This window comes from Micromonospora kangleipakensis (genome assembly GCF_004217615.1).
In the GTDB taxonomy this organism is placed as follows: Bacteria; Actinomycetota; Actinomycetes; order Mycobacteriales; family Micromonosporaceae; genus Micromonospora; species Micromonospora kangleipakensis.
On the sequence record NZ_SHLD01000001.1, the window covers coordinates 5,736,711 to 5,756,955 of the forward strand.

The window sequence follows — 20,245 nt, forward strand, 5'->3', positions numbered from 1 at the left end:
CGCAGGCCGGCAACTGCCAGAGTCGACCGGAAGGGAGGACCACGTGCTCGAGAATCTGATCATCCAGAAAACACTGCGCGTGCCGGCCAGCAATGGCGCGGCTGGCGACGGCACGCCGGTGGCCCGGCAACTGGACGCGGCACTGCTCGATGTCGGGTTCTCGGCGTCGCGGGCTCTGCTGGAGCACATCGGCACCCTGGACCCCGCGCCGGCGATGGACCTCGCCGCCACGGTCGTCTCGGCGGTGCGCGAGCTGGTCGGCGACCATGTCCAGCACAACGCCTATTTCATCGGCTTCCCGGACGACGTGCCGGACACGATCGAGTTCTGGACGGACCGGCTACGGGCGGCCGTACTCATCGGCGGGGGCACGGCGACCGACGCGCAGCTGCGGGACGCCGTCGCCTCGGGCGGGGTAAACCTGCTGGACCTGCCGACTTACGGGACCTACCAGCACACCCATGCCGAGCTGTTGGCCGCGCACGACGACCTGATCACCACAGCCGGTGACCGGGTGACCTTGCTGCGTCTCGGCGACGCCGCCGACGTGGAGGCGGCGCGGCTCTATCTGGCCCTGGCCGGTAGCTCGACGCCGCATGGCGAGGCGGACCTCGCGATCCTCAGTGAGCTCGCAGTCGCCTGCGTGGACGGCGCGCAGCCGGCCGATATCCCGGTACGGGAGAACCGTGCCGTGCTCAACGGGATCCGGCTCGTCCTCGGCCGGCCGCTGGTCGGCGTGGACACGACGACCGACGTGCTGCGCCTTGCCTGCCAGGTCTCCGGCGGGGACGCCTCGCTCGTGACACCCACGCGATTCCGTGCCTTCCGGCGCCCGGAGCGGCGGATGCTGCTGGCCGCCCTGAACAAGGTCGTCGGTGCAAGCCCGGACAAGCTCGGGGACGTCGTGCGCTACGCGGAGCGGTGGAAGCGCCTCGGGGAACGGCTGCACCCGCACGAGTACGACCAGTGGCCGCACGCGCAGGAGGTGTTCGCGGTCGCGCGTGGCGAGCGGCGGGTACCCAACCTCGCCGGCCGCGCGGAGGCGGCGATCCGCGCCGGAGCCATCGGCCCGGCCGCATCGGTGCTGTCGGCCGCGCCGGGCCTGCTCCTGCGATCTGCGGACCGGCTGCTGCGGCTGGCGTCGCCGTCGGAGCGAACCGCTGTCGTCGAAGCAGTCACCGGTGCGCTCGGCTCGGCGTCGGGCCGAGTGCTCCTCTCGCTGCGGGAGCATGTCGACAACCGGCTGTCGCCCGCGTCCGCCCGGATGTACGCGAGCCGCTCGCGCAACGCGTGGGTCGGTCCCGACGAGCGGCCACCGCTGCCGGCCGAACTGGTGGCCGAGCTGTCGTCGCTGCTCGACGCCGAGATCAGCGCCCGGCTGCCGGAGCCGGAACGACCGCTGGTGGTGGACCCGGAGGTGCTCGACGTTGCACTGCCGCTGTCCGGCAAGGCGGCCGAAGGCGGTTTCTCGGTCCTGCCGAGGGGCTCGCGGGCGTCGGTGTCCGGTGAGCTGCTGCGCTTCTTCACATACTGGCGTCAGACCAGTCGTCGCACCGACTACGACCTGTCGGTGCTGCTGCTCGATGACGAGTTCCACGGTGCAGGCCAGGTGTCTTGGACGAACTACCACCACGACGGTGTGGTGCATTCCGGTGACGTCACCGACGCAACGAACGGTGCGACTGAGTTCATCGACGTGCCCCTGACAGTTCGCGGGCACTATGTGGTTCCGCAGGTCAACATCTATGCGGGCGAGTCGTTCGACGAGGTCGCCGAGTCGATGTTCGGGTACCAGACCCGCACACGGGACCAGCTCGGCGCCCCGTTCGACGCACGGACCGTGCGGGCGCGTTCGCACCTGCGCGGCCAGGGCCGGGTCGCGCTGCCGATGGTGTTCGCCAAGGGCGAGCGTGGCTGGCAGGCGGTGTGGCTGCACCTGTACCTCCGGGGTACGCCGTCATTCAATCGGGTGGAGGAGAACACGTTCACCACGGCCGACCGGGTACGAGCACTGATGGAGAGGCGTTACCTCACCGTGTCCTACCTTGTCGACCGTTGGCGTGCGCGGGCCGAGGTAATGACGTGGAACGGCCGGTTGCCGGACGAGCCGATCACGTTCATCGGCATCGAGGCGCCTGAGGAACTACCGGATGGGTCGGAGGCATATACTCTCGATCGGCTCAGTGAGCTGATCCCTGCGTAAGCGGCGACGGCCGAGGCCATGCGGGCGCTTCCTGCTATTCCGTTCGATTCGGGAACTCCGCGCAAGCGGAGGATCTGGTATTCAGCGCCCGCGCTCTCCTCGGCCCTCGCCGGCGAGCCACAGAAATTTTCCGGCCACCTTCCGAACTGACCGGGGAAGCAGCGCCACGCTGCCTCGACGACGCACTCACATCGGCACGAGCGGCGATCAGCGGCAGATCCGGACGCCGAGCACGGTCAGCTGCCGATCACCGTCCCTCTGTGCGGCATTGATGCACCACCATGACCCTTGAGGCCGGACAGAAATCCCCGACTACGCGGCGGCGTTACGGCTAACCTTGCGGCCGTGACGGGACATGACGTGCGACTGGAGCAGGAACACGATCACGCGGCGGTGCGGGAAGTTCACGCCCGCGCGTTCGGCCATCCAGACCGGGTGCCGGGCCTGGTTGACGACCTGCGGACCGCCCGAGCGCCGTTGCCACCACTGTCACTGGTGGCCACCGTCGACGACTCGGAAGGCGATCGGGTCGTCGGGCACGTGATGCTCAGCGGTTGCCGGTTGGACGCGCCGGAGCGGTTGGTGGCCGTGTACGCACTGTCGCCGCTGGGCGTCCTGCCGGAGTTCCAGCGATCCGGGATCGGCACCGCGTTGATCGGCCACGCATTGTCCGCCGCCGACGCCCAGGGCATACCGCTGGTGTTCTTGGAGGGCGCGTCCGGCTACTACGGTGCGCGTGGCTTCGACGACGCCGAGCGGCTGGGCTTCCGGCCGCCGACGCTGCGGTACCCGCCGGGCGCGTACCAGGTCGCCCGGCTGTCGGCGTACGAGGACTGGATGCACGGCACCCTTGTCTACTCCGACGTCTTCTGGGCCCACGACTGCGTCGGCCTGCGCGGCGAACGGCTGCGCGCGCTCCAACGAGCCGGAGGCCGATGACCCATGGTGCCAACGGTCCGGTGACGCCGCGGTACGGCCATCGCCAACTTGACCACTGATCGATGGTCAACAGCACGAGCCGGTAAAGATCAGCGCCGGGGCGGCCCGTCGGCCGTTCCCTATCGGGCACTCGACACCCGGATCTCGGCACGTCCGGATGCAGGCACCCGCGATCCGGTTACCTTCCGTGACGAGCGCTTCGCGGCAAATGAGTTCACCGACGCTGGAGCAGCCCACGTTTGGCCATATAGGCTCGCAACGTCTCGGCGTCCTCGGCGGACATCAAGCGGCGTGGGATCACGGTCGCCGGCATCCGGCCGACGTACACGATCCAGAACTCAGGGGTGTGCCTTACCTGGGCGACCCCGTCCCAGGCGATGCCGCCGGACTCCGAGCCGCTGCGCATCATGATGTTGTCGTCGGTGATGTCGTAGGCGCCCTCGACAGCGTAGCGACTGGAGCGGCGCCGGGCGCGCAACCGCACCCACGGCGAGTACAGCATCGACAGCAGGCCACCCACGACCATCGCCATGCACAGCGGCGAGATCTGGTCGCCCCACGCGAACCCCCGCGAGACGGCGAAACCGATCGCCCCGACCGCCGCCAGTACTGCGCCGATATAACCGTACTTGCGCAGCCGAACACTGCTGAGCGCAGCGGCCACGCGGCCCGGGTAGGCGGGATCGGCTGGGACGTCAAAACGGATGTGCACGCCAGAACGATAGTGCTCCCACCCGCCCCCGGGCAGCGCCTGACTCGCGCCCCGCTGGCCGGATCGTCGGGGCCGCCCGTTGTCAGGGCATAGAGCGCGCGTTTGGCGGCCTGACCGGGCATCCACCGACCCTTGCCTGGTGGATAGTGACCATGGCGGAACGGTCTGGGGATTCGGCTTGAGCGAGGGTTTCTGCGCACGGCCGGGTGGCTGGACCGGCGCAGCGGAGGGAAGATCGGCGGCAAGATGTTCGGCGCACCGTTGCTGTTGCTGGCCACGACCGGGCGGAAGTCGGGGCGGTCGTGGACGGTACCCGGCAGGTCGTACATCATGCGATGGCCTAGGCTGCCCAGTTGATCGACTGGGACCACGTATGCGATACGGACTTCGCTTTGCCGGCGACGGCTGACCTCGATGAGCTCGTCGCTGATCTAGCCAAATCTCTGCGTGACCCTGACCCGGAGGTACGCGACGGTTCACCGTACGTGGTGCTGCGTACCTGGATCGCCCGTGATGTCATCGATCGTGTGCGGCGCCGGTGGCTGGGTGACCAGATGGCAGCCCGGTTCGCTGACCAGCAGATCGAGGCGCGTACCTTCGCCCCGCTGGTTCTGGACATGATCGTCAGCAAGGGTGACTTCGAGCCGGCGTGGCAGGAGGCGTTCCGCCGCTGGTACCTGGCCGAGACCGACTTGCGCGGGTATGACGACAAGCTGGCCTGGTTGCACGCGGTGGCTCACGGCGCCGACCTGCTGGCCGCGTTCGGCCGGCATCCGCGTGTCGACCCGACCGCCATGTTGGAGCTGGCCGCGGCGCGGCTACTGACACGCACCGAGTACCTGTATGCCGAGCAGGAGGACGACCGGCTCGCGCGGGCGATCGCGCTTACCCTGACCCGCGCCGAGCTCACCAGTGACCAGGCCGTCCGGTGGCTGGGCCCGATCCACGAGGACTTCGTTTCACCTCGTCGCGGGCAGACCCCGGTGTACCGGTCCAACACGATGCGCACTCTGCGGATGCTGTACATCCTGGCCGACCTGGGCGCGCGCACCGGCCGCGACAGCGCACCTATCCCGTTGCCGCACGCCGCCGCAGTGAAGGACCGCCTGGTGCCAATCCTTGCCGAGGTCTTCCAGCACTCCTGACGCGGGGCGGCGGCTGCCGCCCGGATCGCGGCAAATGAGGATGCCGACCCGTCCAGCCGGGCGCTGATCCTGCAGGCGACACCTCGTACGATGGCTCGGGCGCATAAGGAAGACTGGCAGGCATGGCTGATCTGGGCGATGCGAAGGCTGCGCTGCACCACTACCTCCAGGCGACTCGCGAAGACCTGATCTGGAAGCTCGACGGGCTGAGCGAACGCGAAGCCAGACTGCCCCGCACCGCGACCGGCAACAACCTGCTGGGCGTCATCAAGCATTGCCTCAATGTCGAAGCCGGCTACTTCGGGCCCACATTCGGGCGCGAATTCCCGACGCCTGAGGAACTGGTCCCCATGCAGGCGTTCGAGGAGGACCCGCAGGCAGACTGGTACGCGCGCGAGGACGAGACGAAGGATGGGTTGATCGACCTGTATCGCCGTGTCGGGGTGTTCGCGGATCAGACGATCGAACAGTTACCGCTCGACGCGCCGGGGCAGGTGTCGTGGTGGCGGCCAGGTGGACAGGCCGTGACGCTGCAAAGGATCATCGTCCACGTGACCTGCGACCTCGCCCGTCACGCCGGGCACGCCGACCTGATGCGCGAGCAGCACGACGGATCGATCGGCTGGCAGCGGGAGAACACCAACATCCCCCACGACTATGACTGGCCGGCGTACGTCACGAAGCTGACGAAGCTCGCTGACCGATTCGGATAGCCGTCTGGGTCCGTCGATACAGTCGGAGGGGTCAGCATCCGCTCATCGGCACGTCCGCGGGCCGCTACCCGTGGACAACGGCTGCGCTCAGTGACGCGCGGTCGGCGGCATGAGCGCACACGGGAATGGCTTTCAACATGCCGGACGGCACAGCACCCACGCCGCCTACTCCTCGGCACCGGCCGACGTGTCCTCGATCTGACGTTGGTCGGCACCAGGAGCATGGCGTCCCAGCTTCTTGGTCTTGAACAGCGAAGCGGCTGCACCCCCGACCGCGCCGGCTGCACCGGCGATCGCTCCGCCCACACCCTTCACCGCGGTCAGTGCCTGCGGCGCATCCGGGATGCCGTCGCCGTCCAGGTCGGCGCTTCTGAACGGACGCGCCACAGCGCCCGCCGCGGCCGCCACGCCAGCACCCGCTACATTGGCGGCGTCGGAGATCCAATTTCCCGTCGCCTTCGCTGCGTCTTCCAGGGCCGCGAGCGCTCGGTTCGGTTCAGCCTCGACGTCATCGTCCTCGGGCTTCGACTTCACTGGAATGGCCAAATGTGCCGGGAACTCGTCCGGAGCATCAGCGAATGCGACCCGGGCAGCGTCAACCACCTCCCGACCGAATAGGAAGCGCGTGACCCCTCCTGCCAGGGCTCCGACTCCGTATTCGATCGCCGCCTGCTGCTTCCCATTCAAGTTCAGGCGCACGGTGTCTAGCTGGCCCGTCTGGATGGTGCGAACGAGGCTCTGCGCCGCGCCACCAGGGAGCATGTCCGCAAGTGTGTTCGCCCAGTGCGACCAATCGCTCCGACCGGCAGCAATCGCGTGTCCGACGCCAACGGCACCCCCCGTCGACATACTTGCGAGGTCAGTTGCCATCGTCGCGATCTGCTGCTGGCTGACGCGCTCGTTCGACAGTCCGTAGACCAGGGCGTGAGCTTGCTCTTTGTCGAGGTCCATGTTGTGGATGTCAGCGATGGCGAGCCCGAAGATCGCCGTGATCTCGAACTGGAGCTGCTCGTCGCCCGCAGGGAGAAGCGCCGCGACTCGCCGAGCTCCCGTCGTCGCGGCGCCGAGCGCTACGTTCTTGGCTGCCGCCTTCGCGGCTTCCTTAGCGACGACCTTCGCAGCCTCCTTACCCGCCTTCTTCGCTGCCTGCTGTCCCGCGCTCTTGGCACCGGCCGCAGCGGCCCCAGCGACGGGAATCAGCGCGATCCCGACATCGGCCACTATCGCACCGGCGGCGATGACGGCACCCGCGGCGCTGATGGCGGTGACGTACTGCCGCTCGAGCAGTCGGATCACTTCGGCGGGCGTTGCATCCGGATTCCGACGGCGGACTCGCATGACGTACCTGCGAGCGATCGAATGCCGAGCGCTGACCGCCTTCGCAATGTCACGCGCGGCGTCCTCCTCGACGAGCTCAGCCTCGAAAGTGCTCTCGTCCATGTCGGTCATCGATCAGCCCCCTCCGGCTCCCGAATTATTACCGCACCGACCGCCAACCGCTAGCGCAGGTCTGGTCGGACATCTCGCGTTCGATCGGCGCGCCGCCGGTGCTGCTCGCGGATCGGATCAGTCAGGCGGCGCTGCGGGGGGTGACGCGAGCTGAGCGGGTCAGGGGGTGTGTCGGCGAACGGCTGACAGCGTCACGACCGGCCTCTGAACAGCGCGAAAGCGGTTCGGGTTCTGCCACATCCGGTCCACCTGTAGCACGTGAACTGGGAAAACATGATTCCGAATGTGGCGGTGCCCGAACCGCCTCGGCTCGCTACGTCGTGACCTGGGAGAGCAATCGCACTTGCTCAGCAGCCATGGCTGCGCGGTGCAGCTCTCTGGCGGCGTTCTCGCGCACGGTAATTCAGGCTACGAGCAGGCGGAGGCCGAGCTCTGCCGTGTCGAGGGCGACGAGGTCGCGGTTGCGCTCGGCCCACCGGCCTGAGGAAAGGTCTTCGCGGAGTGTGCTGACTGCCCGTTGCTCGGCCTGCGGTCCGACTCTGGTCCATACCGAAACCGCGCGGCGTACATGTTCGTCCAGGTACGCCTCAGGCCGGCGCCAGTATGCCTCGAAGAAGCCGTCAGCGCAGTCCCACGGGACGAGCACCGGCTCCGCGCGTCCTCCGATCGCGCGGGTTAGGTCGGCCAGGGACGGCCAGCCGACGAGGAGGTCTGCGAACTCAGGTAAGTAGTCGCGGGTGAGCCAGAACCGCTGACGCCAGCCGGTGTCATCGGCGTCGTACGTGAACACCACCACGCGGCGGGCCACACGCCGCAGCTCACGCAGCCCGGCGACCGGGTCCGGCCAGTGATGAACGGTGCTGACCGCCATCGCGGCGTCGAAGGACTGGTCCTCGAACGGCAGACTCTCCGCAGCGGCGGCCACGCAGGGCGCCGCGCCCGGGGGACGCTGCGCCCGCATGACCGCCGAAGGTTCCACCGCCGTGACGTCGCGGTCGGGGGGTTCGTAGGAGCCGGTGCCGGCTCCGACGTTCAGTACCGTTTGTGCATCCCCAAGCGCATCCCAGATGCGCGCGGCGATCCGTGGCTCAGTGCGCCGCGTCGCTGGGTAAGCGGATCCGATGGCATCGTACAACCGCGCGCCGAACACTTTCAGTTGCTCCTCTGGCGTCGTCCTGATTCCCATTGCTCGTGCCTCCAGTTCCCTGTCTATGGCCGTCACCATGGCAGCAGCGCGGTCGCGCTGGTCCATCAACAGGCCGCGCAGCCGGCACAGGTGCGCGACTGCGTCGGTAGCCGGATCGTCAACCAGTTCCGCGATCTCCCGCAATCCGAAGCCGAGCCGCCGGTAGGCGAGCACCTCCCGGAGTCGCTCCACGTCGTCCGCGGAGTAGGCCCGGTGCCCAGCCGCGGTCCGCGTGGACGGCTCCAGGAGGCCGATCTCGTCATAGTGATGCAGTGTGCGGACGCTTACGCCGGCCAACTCCGCCACACGCCCCACGGTCAGGTGCTCCTCCACGCCACCGACTATGTGGCATGACGCCGCGTGAGGGGCAAGCGCTTCGCTGCTGGAATGACCGAGTTTCCGCTCATCGGCCAGATGCGGATGCTCAGCGCGGATGGCGCAGGTCTCGGCCCGTGACAGAGCGTCACTCTGACGGCGTTGATGAGGTGAATTCCGACTACTCGATCAACGGAGCCTGCCAGTCCGTCTCAACCCCCGATCCGTGGCCCGACCCCGTCAGCGTCGACGATGGAGTCGGGGCGTTCACCTTCGTCGCCGGTATCGGGCCGGCCCTGACCCTCGTTCGCGCCCGGTCATGAGCGACCGCGCGCGGACCGCCGCGTGATGCAGTCCGGGGCAGGGCCACCTTGCCTCTCGCCCCGGCTCAGGCCCACGGCGGCGGCTCATAGCAGGACGAACGAGAGGTCCCTGTGAGTTCTGCGGTTCAGCGGAATGCCGATCTTGACGCGGCGAGCGATCTCCCCGCGGCTGATGCCCAGCCCCTGGGCGATGAGCCGTTCGGGGCGAAGGGGCCACGGGGTCGTCGAAGATGACCGAAACCTGGACGGGCCAGGGGCTTTCGGGAGGGGACGGGGCGAGCAGCTCCCAGCATGAGTCCCACTCCAGGGCGAACCGGTTGCGCCGGGCGATCAGCGGGTCGAGAAGGACGCGGGCGACGAGGGCAGAGGAGTTGCCGGAGTAGCCCTCCAGAAGGATCGGATCCAGGTACCGGACCGGGACGCGATCGTGAACGGTGATCTTGCTGGTTCGGTCGCAGGAAACGCAGGCGACGAGGAGCCAGATGTCGAGGAGTTTGCCGTTGGCATTGACGCGGAACTTCCCGTCGCCGGTGCTGGCGAGGCCGGAATGGCAGTGGACGCAGCGGAACGCGAGCAGGGGAAGGTGCGTGCGCCGAAGGGTCCAGGACAGCACGATATGAGGACGCATAGACATGATCTCTCTGAAGACCTGACGGAAGGCATGGGAAGAGAGCCGACGGCGACGTCGGCGACCGATGCACGGGGAAGGTGTCAGGTCTAAAGAGCAGGCGGCGTCACGCGGGGTGAAGTCCTCTTGTGAGTGGGTCGGAGAAGAAGATCCAGTTAGAAGGTAGGGCGGGACGGGCTGGCGAGGCCACCCATTTTTGTCCTGGTGCCGAGCACTGAGGGGCGGGGTCGGCGAGCTGGGCGTCGACCACGCGCCGATCGCCCCCGCGGCCCCTTTCTGCCGTATTCCGGCCGCCCCCCAACCTGACGTGTAGGCATGGGGCAGAGGCTCTGCAATAGCGCCGCACGGAGCACTCTCATCGGCTACTTATCTACTGGTGGTACGACCGCGGCCCGGCCAGGCTTGGTCGAGGTGACCGGTGGGGTCGCTCTCTCATCGGCTGCCCACCGCGTTTTGGTGTGGCTCACTCATGGCATGCGTCCTGCCGGTCACCGTGGCGGGGAGAGGCTCAAGAGCGCCTCTGTGTGTCAAGGGCTGACCGTAGGGCGTCGTTGTTGATCTTTGGCGAGATGCCGATAGACGACGTTGGCGAGCCGTCGCTTGAGCGCGCGTCGGGCCTCGGCGGGGGTCTTACCTTCGCCGATCTTGCGCAGGTAGTAGACGCGCCCGGGTCCGGGGTCGCGGGCTTGGCATACCGCGATGGTGTGGAGCGCGGTGTTGAGTTGGCGGTTGCCGGTGGTGTTGAGCCGGTGGCGGCGGCGGTCTCCGCTGGAGGCGTCAAGCGGGCTGGTGCCGGTGTAGCTGGCGAAGTGGTCGATGGTCGGGAAGCGGTGTATGTCGCCGACGTGGCCGAGGATCTTCCCGGCCACGACGGGCCCGACGCCGTGTATTTCGGTGAGTGTCGAGCGGGTGACCGCCAGGGTCTGGCTGGTCTTGGCCTGGTTGGCGCTTAGCTGACGGTCCACGCGGCGCAAGTCGGCGAGGAGGTCGCGGGCGAGCTCGCGGCGGCAGGCGTCGGTGGCGGTGAGCGGGCGGACGCCGCGCAGCAGCGCGCTGGCTTTGTCCGCGGTCAGGTCGGAGGGCGCTCCGCCGGGAATCAGGTCGCGGAGCAGGACGTGCAGGCGGTTGAGGACGCGAACGCGTTCACCGGCCAGGTCGTCACGGCGTTCGGCCAGCAGCCGCAGCTGGGTGGTGTGGTCCTCGGCGACCACCGCGCGCAACCGCTTGTGGCGCATGGCGGCGTGCGCGACGCTGGCGGCGTCGGCGGGATCGCTCTTGCGGGCACCGCCGGTGTCCAGCAGCCGGGCGCGAGCGGCGAGCGTGGCCGGCACGTCGACGACGTCTTCGCCGCCACCGGCGAGCAGTTGGGCGATGCCGCGGCCAAGACCGGCGGCGCCTTCCACGGCGAACCGCCGCTGCGGCCAGCGGGCGGCCCACCCCATCAACGTCTTGTAGGTGCCGGCGTTGACCGCCACGCGTCTGACCGCCAACTGCCGGCCGGTGGCATCCAGCGCCACGGCGGTCAATGAGGCTTTGTGCGGATCGATCCCAATCGTGATCACGGCAGGCGGAGTCCCTTCAGCAGGCGGGCAGGAGATGCGCCGTGGTGGGCAGCCTGACTTCAAGAAGTCCTTGTGCACGCCTCTGTCGCGCCACACCACGGCCGGGCGCCGGCCGGCCGTGGCACGCTCTTGATAAGCCAACCCGGTAAGGCGGCAAGGGGTCTGCGAGCCAATGCCAACCGGCGCCCTGACGCTACGGGCTGCAGACCCGCGCGTCTGTTCCTATTAGACAAGTCAGGGGTCTGCCCAGCTCGAAGTAGCGCTGCCCTCCTCGCCGGATTCAGCCCCGGTCTGATCGAGGAGGACGAGCGTGGGACAGGTCATCATCGGCATGGATCCTCATAAGCGGTCCGCGACCATCGAGATCATCAACGACCGCGAGAAAATCCTCGCGCAGGGCCGGTTCACCACCGACCGCGACGGCTACCAGACGATGCTCAAGCTCGGCCGGCAGCACAAGGACCGGGTCTGGGCGGTGGAGGGCTGCAACGGCATCGGCCGGCACATCGCTCAACGCCTCGTCGCCGACGGCGAAACCGTGGTGGACGTGCCCGCGAAACTGTCCGCCCGGGCCCGGGTATTCGACACCGGTCAGGGCCGCAAAACCGACCCGGTCGACGCCCACAGCGTCGCCGTCGCAGCCCTGCGCGCCAAGGGTTTGCGGCAGGTCACCGTCGACGATGTGACCGTTGCGTTGAGGCTGCTGGCCGACCGCCGCGACGGTCTCGGTCATGCCCGCACCGACCTGCTCAACCGCATCCACCAGCTGCTGCTGGAACTGCTGCCCGGCGGAGCGAAGAAGTTCCTGTCCGCCCCGCAGGCCCGCACGATGCTCGCCACCATCCGTCCTCGTGATCTGGTCGGCCGCACCCGCCGCCGGCTCGCGTCCGAGCTGATCACCGAGCTGGTCCAGGTCGACAAGAAGATCAAGGCCGCGGACAAGGAACTGACCGAGCTCGTCGCAACCACCGGCAGCAGCCTGCAGGACCTCAACGGCATCGGCCCCTCCGGCGCCGCCCGCCTGATCGGCGACGTCGCGGACATCAGCCGCTTCGCCACCCGTGGACACTTCGCGTCCTGGAACGCCACGACACCGAAGGCCGCGCCTACTACCGACGCAAACTCGCCGCCGGCAAAACACCGATGGAGGCCATGCGCGCACTCAAGCGACGGCTGTCCGACATCGTCTACAAGCAGATGGCCAAAGACGCCAAGAAGGCCGGGACGGGCCCGGGAGGACACGTGGGGGCGACTCTTCAATCCAGCGCGGCCGACCCGATCCCCATGATCGACACTTCGGAACAGTCACTTCCCGGACCCGCCGACACCCAGCCTAGAACACCGCTCCTCGCCGCCTCTTGATGACACAGAGGGGTGCCATGTGCGTATGGCGGCCGCGTCAACATTTCGTGACGCCGCGTAGCGCGCGGATCGCGGCAAGAGCGGACGTTCCACTACGACACGGGCCGCAACAGCCAACACGTCGGACGCTGCGGATCACCGGGGGGCCTCCGCGACGACCGTGTCCACCGAGGTCACGTACCGGGGCACGATTGGTGGTGGATCCCGGCGCAGGTTCCGCACTGCCGGTACCGCCAGTAGCAGAGCGGCGCCGACTATGCAGACCGCGGCGGAGACACCCAGGATCTCGGCGCCGCCGACGAGGAGGGTGGCCGGTCCGGCGAGCGCCTGGCCGACGGCGATGCCGGAAACAGAGCCGGCAACTTCGTATGCGGTGACCCGGTTGAGCAACTTGGACGGGACGTGGGTCTGAACGCTCGTCGCCCACATCACCGACCAGAACGACCACGCCGCGCCCGCGATCAGGTGACCCGTGAGCAGCAGCCACAGCGGTGCGCTGGCGACAACGGCGAGCGGAAGCACCGCCCATCCGAACATGGCCACGGCGCCGGCGCGAAGCGGATGGGTGGGCTTGACCCGCATCGCACCGAAGCCGCCGACCACGGCACCGGCTCCCCAGCCGGTGACCACCCAGCCGTACGCGGCGTCGCCGAGTCGGGCACCGACGAGCGTCGAGCCGATCGGGATGATCGGCCCGAACATTGTGATCCCGTACGCCACCCAGACGAGGATGACGACCCAGATCCACGTGCGGGACCGGAACTCGCGCCAGCCCACCCGCAGGTCGCGCACCACCGACGAGCCGGCGGCGACCGCGAGGTGCGTAGGGATCCGTAGTGCCAGCAGGCACGCGGCGCTCATGGCGAACGTGGCGGCGTCGATGGTGTAGACCGCGCCAGCGCCCACCGTGGCGACGAGGATGCCGGCGACCGCGGGACCGAGTAGCTGCGCCGCCGAGTCGGCGACTTTGATGCTCGCGTTCGCTCGCTGGAGGTCACGTGCAACGTGCGGAACGATGCCGTTGACCCCAGGTTGGAACATCGCGGCGGCGGCGCCGGCCAGCGCCGAACAGGCCATCAACAGCCACAACGACGGAGTGCCGGTGAAAAACAACACCGCAACTGTCGACTGCGTCGCGATCCTGGCCAGGTCGGCGCCGACCATCATCGGCCGCGCCCCGAGCCGGTCGGACAACACCCCGCCGAACAGCACCAGCAGCACGAACGGTGCCGTCCACAGGGCCAGCACGAATCCCACGCCGGACGTGCCGTGGACGGGACCCACGGCGAGCGCCGTGGCGACCGGCATCATCGCGTCGCCGACGAGCGAGACCGCGCGGGCGACGAAATACAACGCGAAGTTCCGCGACCACAAGCGAGTCATGTCGTCATGGTCGGCGAAGCCGATCACACCGCCAAGTGTCCTGAAAGACGTTCTTGAGCACTATCCAGCCATGGCCCATCGGGTGGCAGCGCTCGCGCATGCGCCGCAGTCGACGTTCGAGCTTGCCTGCGCCGCTGAGGTCTTCGGCCTGCACCGCCCCGGACTGCCCGAGCCATACCAATTCGAGGTGTGCGCGGAAAAGCCGGGTCCGCTGGCGACGCTCGCCGGCTTCGACATGCTGGTTACAAACGATCTCACCGCACTACGCCGTGCGGACACCATCGTTATTCCCGGCTGGCAGACCTACCCGGAGCCGGCGCCACCCGCCATCGTGCGTGCCCTGCAACAGGCACACCGGCGCGGGACACGCATCATCACCATCTGCTCCGGCGTCTTCCCGCTGGCCCAGACCGGCCTGCTCGATGGCCGCCGGGCGACCACGCACTGGGCCCTCGTCGCCGACCTGACGGCCCGGTTTCCCAACGTCCAGGTCGACCCGGACGTGCTCTACGTCGACCATGGCGACGTGGCCAGCAGCGCCGGTGCCGGCGCCGGCATCGACCTGTGCCTGCACGTCGTACGAACCGACCACGGCGCCGCGCACGCGGCCCACGTCGCCCGGCACATGGTCATGCCGCCACATCGAGAAGGCGGCCAGCGGCAGTATGCCGAACTGCCCACCTCCGGGCCGGTCCCCGACTCCCTGGCGCCGCTGCTGGACTGGGCCACGGCCCGGCTACACGAGCCGCTGACCATCAACGACCTAGCGGCCAAGGCGCAGATGTCCGGCCGGACGCTGACCCGCAGGTTCGCCACCCAGCTCGGTACCAGCCCCGGCCAGTGGCTCCTCGCGCAACGCATTGCCGCCACGCGCGCACTGCTGGAGGAGACCGATCTGTCGGTCGAGGCCATCGCAGACCGAGTCGGTCTCTCGTCAGCCGTCAACCTCCGGCGGCGGTTCCACCAGGCTGTGCGGACCACACCCGCCGCCTACCGCCGCACCTTCCACCAGGCCCGGACAAGCTGACCCAGCTTCGCGCAGGCCGACCGTGTCAATGTAGTCGTTTGCGACACCAACTACTCGTAGCAGCCGGCTATCCGCTCATCGGCGAGATCGTTGGTCGTGGGCCAGCGAGCGGGCGACTGACCAACTAAACCAGGGACCACGCCGAGGTCGGAAGCGACCAGGCCGGCCACGAAGTGAACGCACTCTCCTCGGCACGACCGCACGACCAGCGGCAAACTAGTACGCGTGGGCCCACCGGAGAGCCGGAGCGAGGCCGCCGGTTGCGTTTTCTTCAGGCCTGACGCCGCATCCGATAGTGCAGCCGCACTGCGGGGATGTTCCAAAGCTTGAGGCTGTGATCGGCCCGCACGTCACCGTCCTCGTCGACATATAGGTGGAAATGTTCGTTCAGCGGAACACGACGTGCGCTGAGCGTTTCGTCATACCGCTCCAGCACGAGATATGCGCCGTTAGCGCCGAACCTGCCGATCGGGGAATGCAGATGGAAGCTGCCGTCCAGGCCGGCGGAGGGCTTGAGGAAGACCTGTAACGAGCCCAGCGCCAGGGGAAGCACGACGCGGACGCTGGGCTGCCTGCTGCCGGGAAGGGTCTGGACGCCATAAAGGCCGCTGTATGTCACGTGGCCTGTCTTGCGCATGTTGCGGAGCCAGGCTGAGCCGGCAAGTGGACATACGTCAGCGACTTCCTGCTCGGGATGTTCGCCGGGGACTTCGCGCCGCGCGACTCGATGGCCTGGCTCGCCGGAAACCTGTGCTCCGGCGGCCTGAGCGCCATCCCGGTCGTGGGCTGGATCCTCGGCGGCCTGGCCGACCTGCGCGACACCATCGCCGGGGTCATCCATGGCGACTGGGTCAGTGCGGGGCTGAGCATTCTCGGGGTCGTGCCCTATGTGGGCGACGCCGTCGCGATCCCGGGCAAGGCGGCCCGATTCGTGGCGAAGTACGTCCACCGTCTGCGGGAGACCCTGCGGTTTGTCACCCGCTACGACAAGATCCCCGACTTCGTCAAGGACCTGGCGCTCGAGCTGATCCTCGGCGAGACCTACTCCTTCCTCGTCGGCGAGAGCGGCGCTTTCAGTATCTCCGCGTTCCGGTTCAGCCGCGCCGACATCCGCAGACTGACCCGAGGAGACCGCACCGATTGGGAGACGATCGCGGACGCTATGCGCCACCCTCTCCACAAGAACGACGGCGTTTCGGTCCCGCCCCAGCGTAACGCCACGGCCGGCGAGGAATGCCCTGAGAGACATCATCCTGAACGGTAACTGCTTGCCGCAGCACGAGGTACTCACGACAGGCTTCCCAAGACCGGGATCAATCAAGCGCAAGGCCGACTGCGCCGAGGTGGATCCGAGCGACGGTGGACTTATCCTGCACGAGGTCAAGACCGGTGTCCCCACGTGGAGCAGCATGCTCGACGAGTGTCGCAAGGACGCGTGGATGCTCACCGATGCGGGCAGGGCGGTGCACAAGCAGGATGGAACCAACGGCAGACCCCTTATCAAGGGCGTGCACTGGCACTTCATCGCACACGACCGCTTCCACAGCATCGGCATCGCCGAGAACCTGTTTGAATGCTTGAAGCGCAACAACATTCCTTACACCATTCACCCTATAAGTTAGCCCAGTGAGCCTGACCATGGGCGTGGTCCCGTCCGGGACCGAGCTGAGCAGGGCGACGCTGGTCGCCCTGCTCAGCAGGCTGCTCGGCGAAGATCCAGATCTCCACACCCGGGTCCCCGCCGGGGAGTATGCCGAGTTGTTCTGGGACGGCGAGCGCATCAGCACCCAATGGTTCGTCTACCCCGGCGAGACCGGAGTCGGGCAGCTGGAGGTCGAGGTCTGGGACAGCTTCCCAAGCCGCCCGGCCAGCGCATACCGGGACGAGGCAGCGCGGATCGTCGAGGTGCTCCGGGAACTAGCGGAAGCCAGCGGCGGCCGGCTCATCGTTGAGGAAGGCGATGTCACCGGAGCCTCGCTCGACGAGGTGCTCGACCTGATCTCGCCAACCGAGAACGGCAAACCATCGGCCGCGGTGGAAACTGGCACGCCGGCGGGGTCCGATGAGGACTACCTACTGCGCTACCTAGCCGCCGGGGACGACCGGCTCACCTGGCTGCGCGACCACGCCGCGGCGACCGGCAGCCCACTCCGGCTCGACTATTCCCGCGACAGCCTGGTCCCGTTGTGGAACTGGGCCATCGGTCGGCTCCAACCCCGCCCCGCCGACGCTCCTAAAGAGAAGGTGTTCCTCGCCAACGGCAGTGCCTTCCTCCGCCCGGAGGGCGCCGTCTTCCCGATGTGGTACGGACGCAGCCTGCTCCTCGCCCCGCACGTCTGGTCGGACGAATCCCTCGCGCTGATCGACGCGGTCTCCTTCTACGCGGCGGAGTGCCTGCGCCGCGCGGTGCCGGACCTGACCTGGCAGGTGGCGCACGGCCAGCACCGTGGGTACCTGCACGAAGGTCAGCCGATACTGGCCGGGCGCGGCCACGACGTCGAGCCGATCACGTCGCTGATGCCACTCGCCGGGAAGGTCTACCACGCACGCAATCCCGACCCCGCACATCCGCCTACACCCCCGACCGCAGAAGACCTGCGGAACTGGTTCGACACCACCGTGGCACAACACCGCTCAGGATGATCGCGGATCGCTAGGCTGACCAAGGTCGGGTGACGCCCGAAGGAGCAGCGTTGAGGAGTAGGCGACGCGAACGTAAGCGTTGGGAGCGGGTCGTGGAGTTGCTGGCCGTCCTCATGTTGGCGATACCGGCGAGCGTCATCCTCTTCGCTGGTCAGCTGCTACGGCGGGCGACGTTCACCGCCCGGGGCGGCAGCGCCGACACCTCACCCCAGCGCAGGCCGGTCGACAGCTTGCACAACAGGAGGTCCGCCGCCTCCGGGTCGACCTCGTAGGCCGCCGCCAGGAACAGCGTCGCCTCGGCGGGGCTCTCCAGGATGTCCCGCTCGGCGCGCGGGCCCTCCGGCAGCGGCAGCCCGTCCGTCGGGTTGTACGTCCGCACGGCGGGCTCCTCGTCCTCGCCCGGCCGGCACGCCGCCTTGAAGATCGGCACCACGCTCTCGCCCCGGATGTTGGCGATCGTCTTCGCCGACAGGCCGGCGTCGCGCGGGTCCTGCTGCCACTCGCGCATCTCCCGCCGGGTGATCTCGGCGATCGGCCGCTCGCCGAGCCGCGGGAACACGTGCTTCTCCAGCCGCTCCCGGTACTTGCGCACCGTCTCCGGGTGCGGCTACACCAGCTGGCCCAGCCAGTCCTCGGCGTACGCGCGGAACGTCAGCTTCTCCTGCACCGGCTCCGGCGCCGGGGCGGCCACGCCGGCGGGCACGAGCTGGGCGAAGCCGTGGGCCACCAGTTGCTCCGGCGGCGGCATCTGCTGCCCGGCCGCGTCGACGAGCGTCTTGAACCGCTTCGCGTCCGCCTGGTAGTCGAACGTGTGGCTGTCGAACCCGTTCTCGCGGCGGCCGCCCTCCCGCCACTTCACCCGCCACCGGGTGCTCTTGCCGTCCTTCGTCGTCCACTTCTCGACTGACGCCACGGTTCCTCCACGTGAACGTGGCGGCCTCGACCCGGTGTCTGCGGGCTCTGCCGCCGACGCGCCTGTGTGCGCAACAGTGGGACCGCAACCGTCTCGCCCGCCGGGCACAAGATCGCGCCGCCCGCTGGCGCGGACGACGCAACTCCGAGCCCGTATTCCCACGGTGTTCCCAGGGCGGATCTTGCCCGAGAAACGATGAAGGCCGCCGCCCTGAGTAATACCAGGTCAGCGGCCCAATGCCTGCGTCGTTCTGCTGGTGTCCAAGGGGCGACGTCGACCAAACATCCATGATCGTCGTTCACGACGAACTACGACTGACACCCAGATGACGGCAGCAGCCGAGGCTCTGTTGCGTTGAGCGACAACGCAACTGTGAGTCTCGGTTTGCGGCTCTGGGATTGTGGAGCCGTTCTCCCGGGGCCGCGGTCTGACCCGCAACGCAACTGGCTCGGTTGATGCCTTGGCGCCGATCTGTCGGCTGTCGGTTCTGGGAGTACAAGCTGTCGCCGGACCGGTGGGGCGTGTCCCGATAGGGGCCTTGCTGCAACAAGGGCACCGTCACAGTTCTGACCGCCCTGCCGGCCCGGCGACGGCCATCCGCCACCCGAGCCGGTCAGGAGACGAACCACCGATGCCCAGCATGCCGCACCCGGATGAGAGCAGCCAGAGCCACCCGCGCGATGAGGAGATCATCCTCGGTGTCGACACCCACAAGGACTCCCACGTCGCCGCGGTCATCACCGTGCTCGGCGTGCTGGTAGCCAGCGCCGCGTTCCCGACTACCACGGCCGGCTACCGGCAGTTGCTGGCCTGGGCGCGTGGCTTCGGCGTGTTGTGTCGTGCCGGGGTGGAAGGCACCGGCTCCTACGGGTCGGCGCTGACCCGACACCTCCGCCGGCAGAACATCACCGTCGTGGAGGTCAACCGACCGGACCGGGCCGCCCGGCGCCGCCAGGGAAAAACCGACGCTGTCGACGCCACCGCAGCCGCCCACGCCGTCTTGTCCGGCCGCGCGAACACCACGGCCAAGACCGCTGACGGGCCGGTGGAAATGCTGCGCATGTTCAAACTCGCCAGAACATCCGCGGTCAAGTCCCGGACCCAGGCGGTCAACCAGCTCAAGGCCGTCATCGTCGGCGCCGAACCGGCACTACGCGAAACCCTGACCGGCCTGACCGGCACGGCCCTGATCCGATACTGCGCCAGCCTGCCCGACACGCCGCCACGTGACGTGTCCACCGCCACCGCCTACACCCTGCGCCGCCTGGCCAGGCGCATCCAGGTCCTCACCCGGGAAGCCCGTGAACTGGAGCTACAGATCACCGCGGTCATCGACGCCCACGCCCCGCACCTGCTGCAACGCAAAGGCGTCGGTCCTGACAGCGCCGCCGCTCTCCTCATCACCGCCGGCGACAACCCCGACCGGATGAACAACGAAGCATCCTTCGCCGCCCTGTGCGGCGTCAGCCCCATCGAGGCGTCCTCGGGCAAAACCCGCCGACGCCGCCTCAACCGCGGCGGTGACCGCCGCGCCAACGCCGCCCTCTACCGCATCGCCCTGACCCGATCACGCTGCGACCAACGCACCCGCGACTACCTCGACCGACGCGCCGCCCAAGGCCTCACCCGCCGCGAAGCCATCCGCTGCGTCAAACGCTACGTCGCACGCGAAATCTACAACCTGATCCGACAGCTCAATCCCACCACCGAGTGCCCCCGAACGGCTTGACAAACATAGGGGC

21 protein-coding genes are annotated in these 20,245 nt (G+C 68.2%); 12 read left to right on the top strand and 9 right to left on the bottom strand.

The window, feature by feature from the left end:
* Positions 1-43 precede the first annotated feature (43 nt).
* Both EV384_RS27395 and EV384_RS27400 read left to right on the top strand, forming a co-directional pair.
* On the top strand, positions 44-2,203 hold the full coding sequence (locus EV384_RS27395; protein WP_130337756.1) for a TerD family protein: 2,160 nt from the start codon (positions 44-46) through the stop codon (positions 2,201-2,203).
* Positions 2,204-2,548: 345 nt separating this feature from the next.
* Positions 2,549-3,142, top strand: a complete 594-nt coding sequence (locus EV384_RS27400) for a GNAT family N-acetyltransferase (protein ID WP_242624323.1) — start codon at positions 2,549-2,551, stop codon at positions 3,140-3,142.
* A 214-nt stretch (positions 3,143-3,356) separates the two neighbouring features.
* Here EV384_RS27400 and EV384_RS27405 read toward each other — a convergent pair whose 3' ends face one another.
* The gene (locus EV384_RS27405) at positions 3,357-3,854 is read right to left on the bottom strand and encodes a YcxB family protein (RefSeq protein ID WP_130337758.1); all 498 of its coding nucleotides are present in this window, start codon (positions 3,852-3,854) and stop codon (positions 3,357-3,359) included.
* 192 nt (positions 3,855-4,046) lie between these two features.
* Between EV384_RS27405 and EV384_RS37420 the strand changes: the two genes are divergently transcribed.
* The 3 genes from EV384_RS37420 (at position 4,047) to EV384_RS27420 (ending at position 5,712) form a co-directional block, all read left to right on the top strand.
* On the top strand, positions 4,047-4,211 hold the full coding sequence (locus EV384_RS37420) for a nitroreductase/quinone reductase family protein (protein ID WP_130340853.1): 165 nt from the start codon (positions 4,047-4,049) through the stop codon (positions 4,209-4,211).
* Entirely contained in the window at positions 4,208-4,999 is a 792-nt protein-coding gene (locus EV384_RS27415) for a DUF2785 domain-containing protein (protein ID WP_130337760.1), read from the top strand. The genes EV384_RS37420 and EV384_RS27415 overlap by 4 nt, the downstream gene beginning before the upstream one ends.
* 122 nt (positions 5,000-5,121) lie before the next feature.
* Positions 5,122-5,712 (top strand): DinB family protein, encoded by a 591-nt coding sequence (locus tag EV384_RS27420; RefSeq protein ID WP_130337762.1) that lies wholly within the window; start codon positions 5,122-5,124, stop codon positions 5,710-5,712.
* A gap of 165 nt (positions 5,713-5,877) precedes the next feature.
* Here EV384_RS27420 and EV384_RS27425 read toward each other — a convergent pair whose 3' ends face one another.
* From EV384_RS27425 to EV384_RS27435, 3 genes are all read right to left on the bottom strand, one after another.
* Positions 5,878-7,161 (bottom strand): hypothetical protein, encoded by a 1,284-nt coding sequence (locus EV384_RS27425; protein ID WP_207232486.1) that lies wholly within the window; start codon positions 7,159-7,161, stop codon positions 5,878-5,880.
* A 403-nt stretch (positions 7,162-7,564) separates the two neighbouring features.
* The gene (locus EV384_RS27430; RefSeq protein WP_130337764.1) at positions 7,565-8,680 is read right to left on the bottom strand and encodes a MerR family transcriptional regulator; all 1,116 of its coding nucleotides are present in this window, start codon (positions 8,678-8,680) and stop codon (positions 7,565-7,567) included.
* 249 nt (positions 8,681-8,929) lie between these two features.
* Positions 8,930-9,469: a DUF1062 domain-containing protein gene (locus EV384_RS27435; RefSeq protein ID WP_242624539.1), complete on the bottom strand. Its 540-nt coding sequence runs from the start codon at positions 9,467-9,469 to the stop codon at positions 8,930-8,932.
* Between EV384_RS27435 and EV384_RS36490 the strand changes: the two genes are divergently transcribed.
* Complete coding sequence (locus EV384_RS36490) at positions 9,413-9,706, top strand: hypothetical protein (RefSeq protein WP_242624573.1); 294 nt, start codon at positions 9,413-9,415, stop codon at positions 9,704-9,706. The genes EV384_RS27435 and EV384_RS36490 overlap by 57 nt on opposite strands.
* A gap of 434 nt (positions 9,707-10,140) precedes the next feature.
* Here the strand turns inward: EV384_RS36490 and EV384_RS27440 are convergent, their stop codons facing one another.
* A complete protein-coding gene (locus tag EV384_RS27440) occupies positions 10,141-11,253 on the bottom strand; it encodes an IS110 family RNA-guided transposase (protein ID WP_242624324.1) in 1,113 nt (370 codons plus the stop codon).
* Between the two features lie 232 nt (positions 11,254-11,485).
* On the opposite strand from EV384_RS27440, the gene EV384_RS27445 reads away from it, so the two are divergent.
* A complete protein-coding gene (locus EV384_RS27445) occupies positions 11,486-12,463 on the top strand; it encodes an IS110 family transposase (protein ID WP_207232488.1) in 978 nt (325 codons plus the stop codon).
* 209 nt (positions 12,464-12,672) lie between these two features.
* Here EV384_RS27445 and EV384_RS27450 read toward each other — a convergent pair whose 3' ends face one another.
* Positions 12,673-13,920, bottom strand: a complete 1,248-nt coding sequence (locus tag EV384_RS27450; RefSeq protein ID WP_130337766.1) for an MFS transporter — start codon at positions 13,918-13,920, stop codon at positions 12,673-12,675.
* Here EV384_RS27450 and EV384_RS27455 point away from each other — a divergent pair.
* Positions 13,832-14,947 (top strand): helix-turn-helix domain-containing protein, encoded by a 1,116-nt coding sequence (locus tag EV384_RS27455; RefSeq protein ID WP_242624325.1) that lies wholly within the window; start codon positions 13,832-13,834, stop codon positions 14,945-14,947. The two genes, EV384_RS27450 and EV384_RS27455, sit on opposite strands and share 89 nt — an antisense overlap.
* A gap of 271 nt (positions 14,948-15,218) precedes the next feature.
* Here the strand turns inward: EV384_RS27455 and EV384_RS27460 are convergent, their stop codons facing one another.
* Positions 15,219-15,584, bottom strand: a complete 366-nt coding sequence (locus EV384_RS27460) for a hypothetical protein (RefSeq protein WP_130337768.1) — start codon at positions 15,582-15,584, stop codon at positions 15,219-15,221.
* Positions 15,585-15,641: 57 nt separating this feature from the next.
* Here EV384_RS27460 and EV384_RS27465 point away from each other — a divergent pair, with 57 nt between their 5' ends.
* The 3 genes from EV384_RS27465 to EV384_RS27475 are packed head-to-tail and all read left to right on the top strand — an operon-like array spanning position 15,642 to position 17,590.
* Positions 15,642-16,211 (top strand): hypothetical protein, encoded by a 570-nt coding sequence (locus EV384_RS27465; protein ID WP_130337770.1) that lies wholly within the window; start codon positions 15,642-15,644, stop codon positions 16,209-16,211.
* A 4-nt stretch (positions 16,212-16,215) separates the two neighbouring features.
* On the top strand, positions 16,216-16,569 hold the full coding sequence (locus tag EV384_RS27470) for a hypothetical protein (protein WP_130337772.1): 354 nt from the start codon (positions 16,216-16,218) through the stop codon (positions 16,567-16,569).
* Positions 16,570-16,573: 4 nt separating this feature from the next.
* Complete coding sequence (locus EV384_RS27475) at positions 16,574-17,590, top strand: hypothetical protein (RefSeq protein ID WP_130337774.1); 1,017 nt, start codon at positions 16,574-16,576, stop codon at positions 17,588-17,590.
* 151 nt (positions 17,591-17,741) lie between these two features.
* Here EV384_RS27475 and EV384_RS36495 read toward each other — a convergent pair whose 3' ends face one another.
* On the bottom strand, positions 17,742-18,182 hold the full coding sequence (locus EV384_RS36495; protein ID WP_242624326.1) for a tyrosine-type recombinase/integrase: 441 nt from the start codon (positions 18,180-18,182) through the stop codon (positions 17,742-17,744).
* 15 nt (positions 18,183-18,197) lie between these two features.
* Positions 18,198-18,503 carry a hypothetical protein gene (locus tag EV384_RS36500; protein WP_242624327.1) on the bottom strand — a complete coding sequence of 102 codons (306 nt, stop codon included), beginning with the start codon at positions 18,501-18,503 and terminating at the stop codon, positions 18,198-18,200.
* Positions 18,504-19,143: 640 nt separating this feature from the next.
* On the opposite strand from EV384_RS36500, the gene EV384_RS27485 reads away from it, so the two are divergent.
* Complete coding sequence (locus EV384_RS27485) at positions 19,144-20,232, top strand: IS110 family RNA-guided transposase (protein ID WP_165440172.1); 1,089 nt, start codon at positions 19,144-19,146, stop codon at positions 20,230-20,232.
* Positions 20,233-20,245 lie beyond the last annotated feature (13 nt).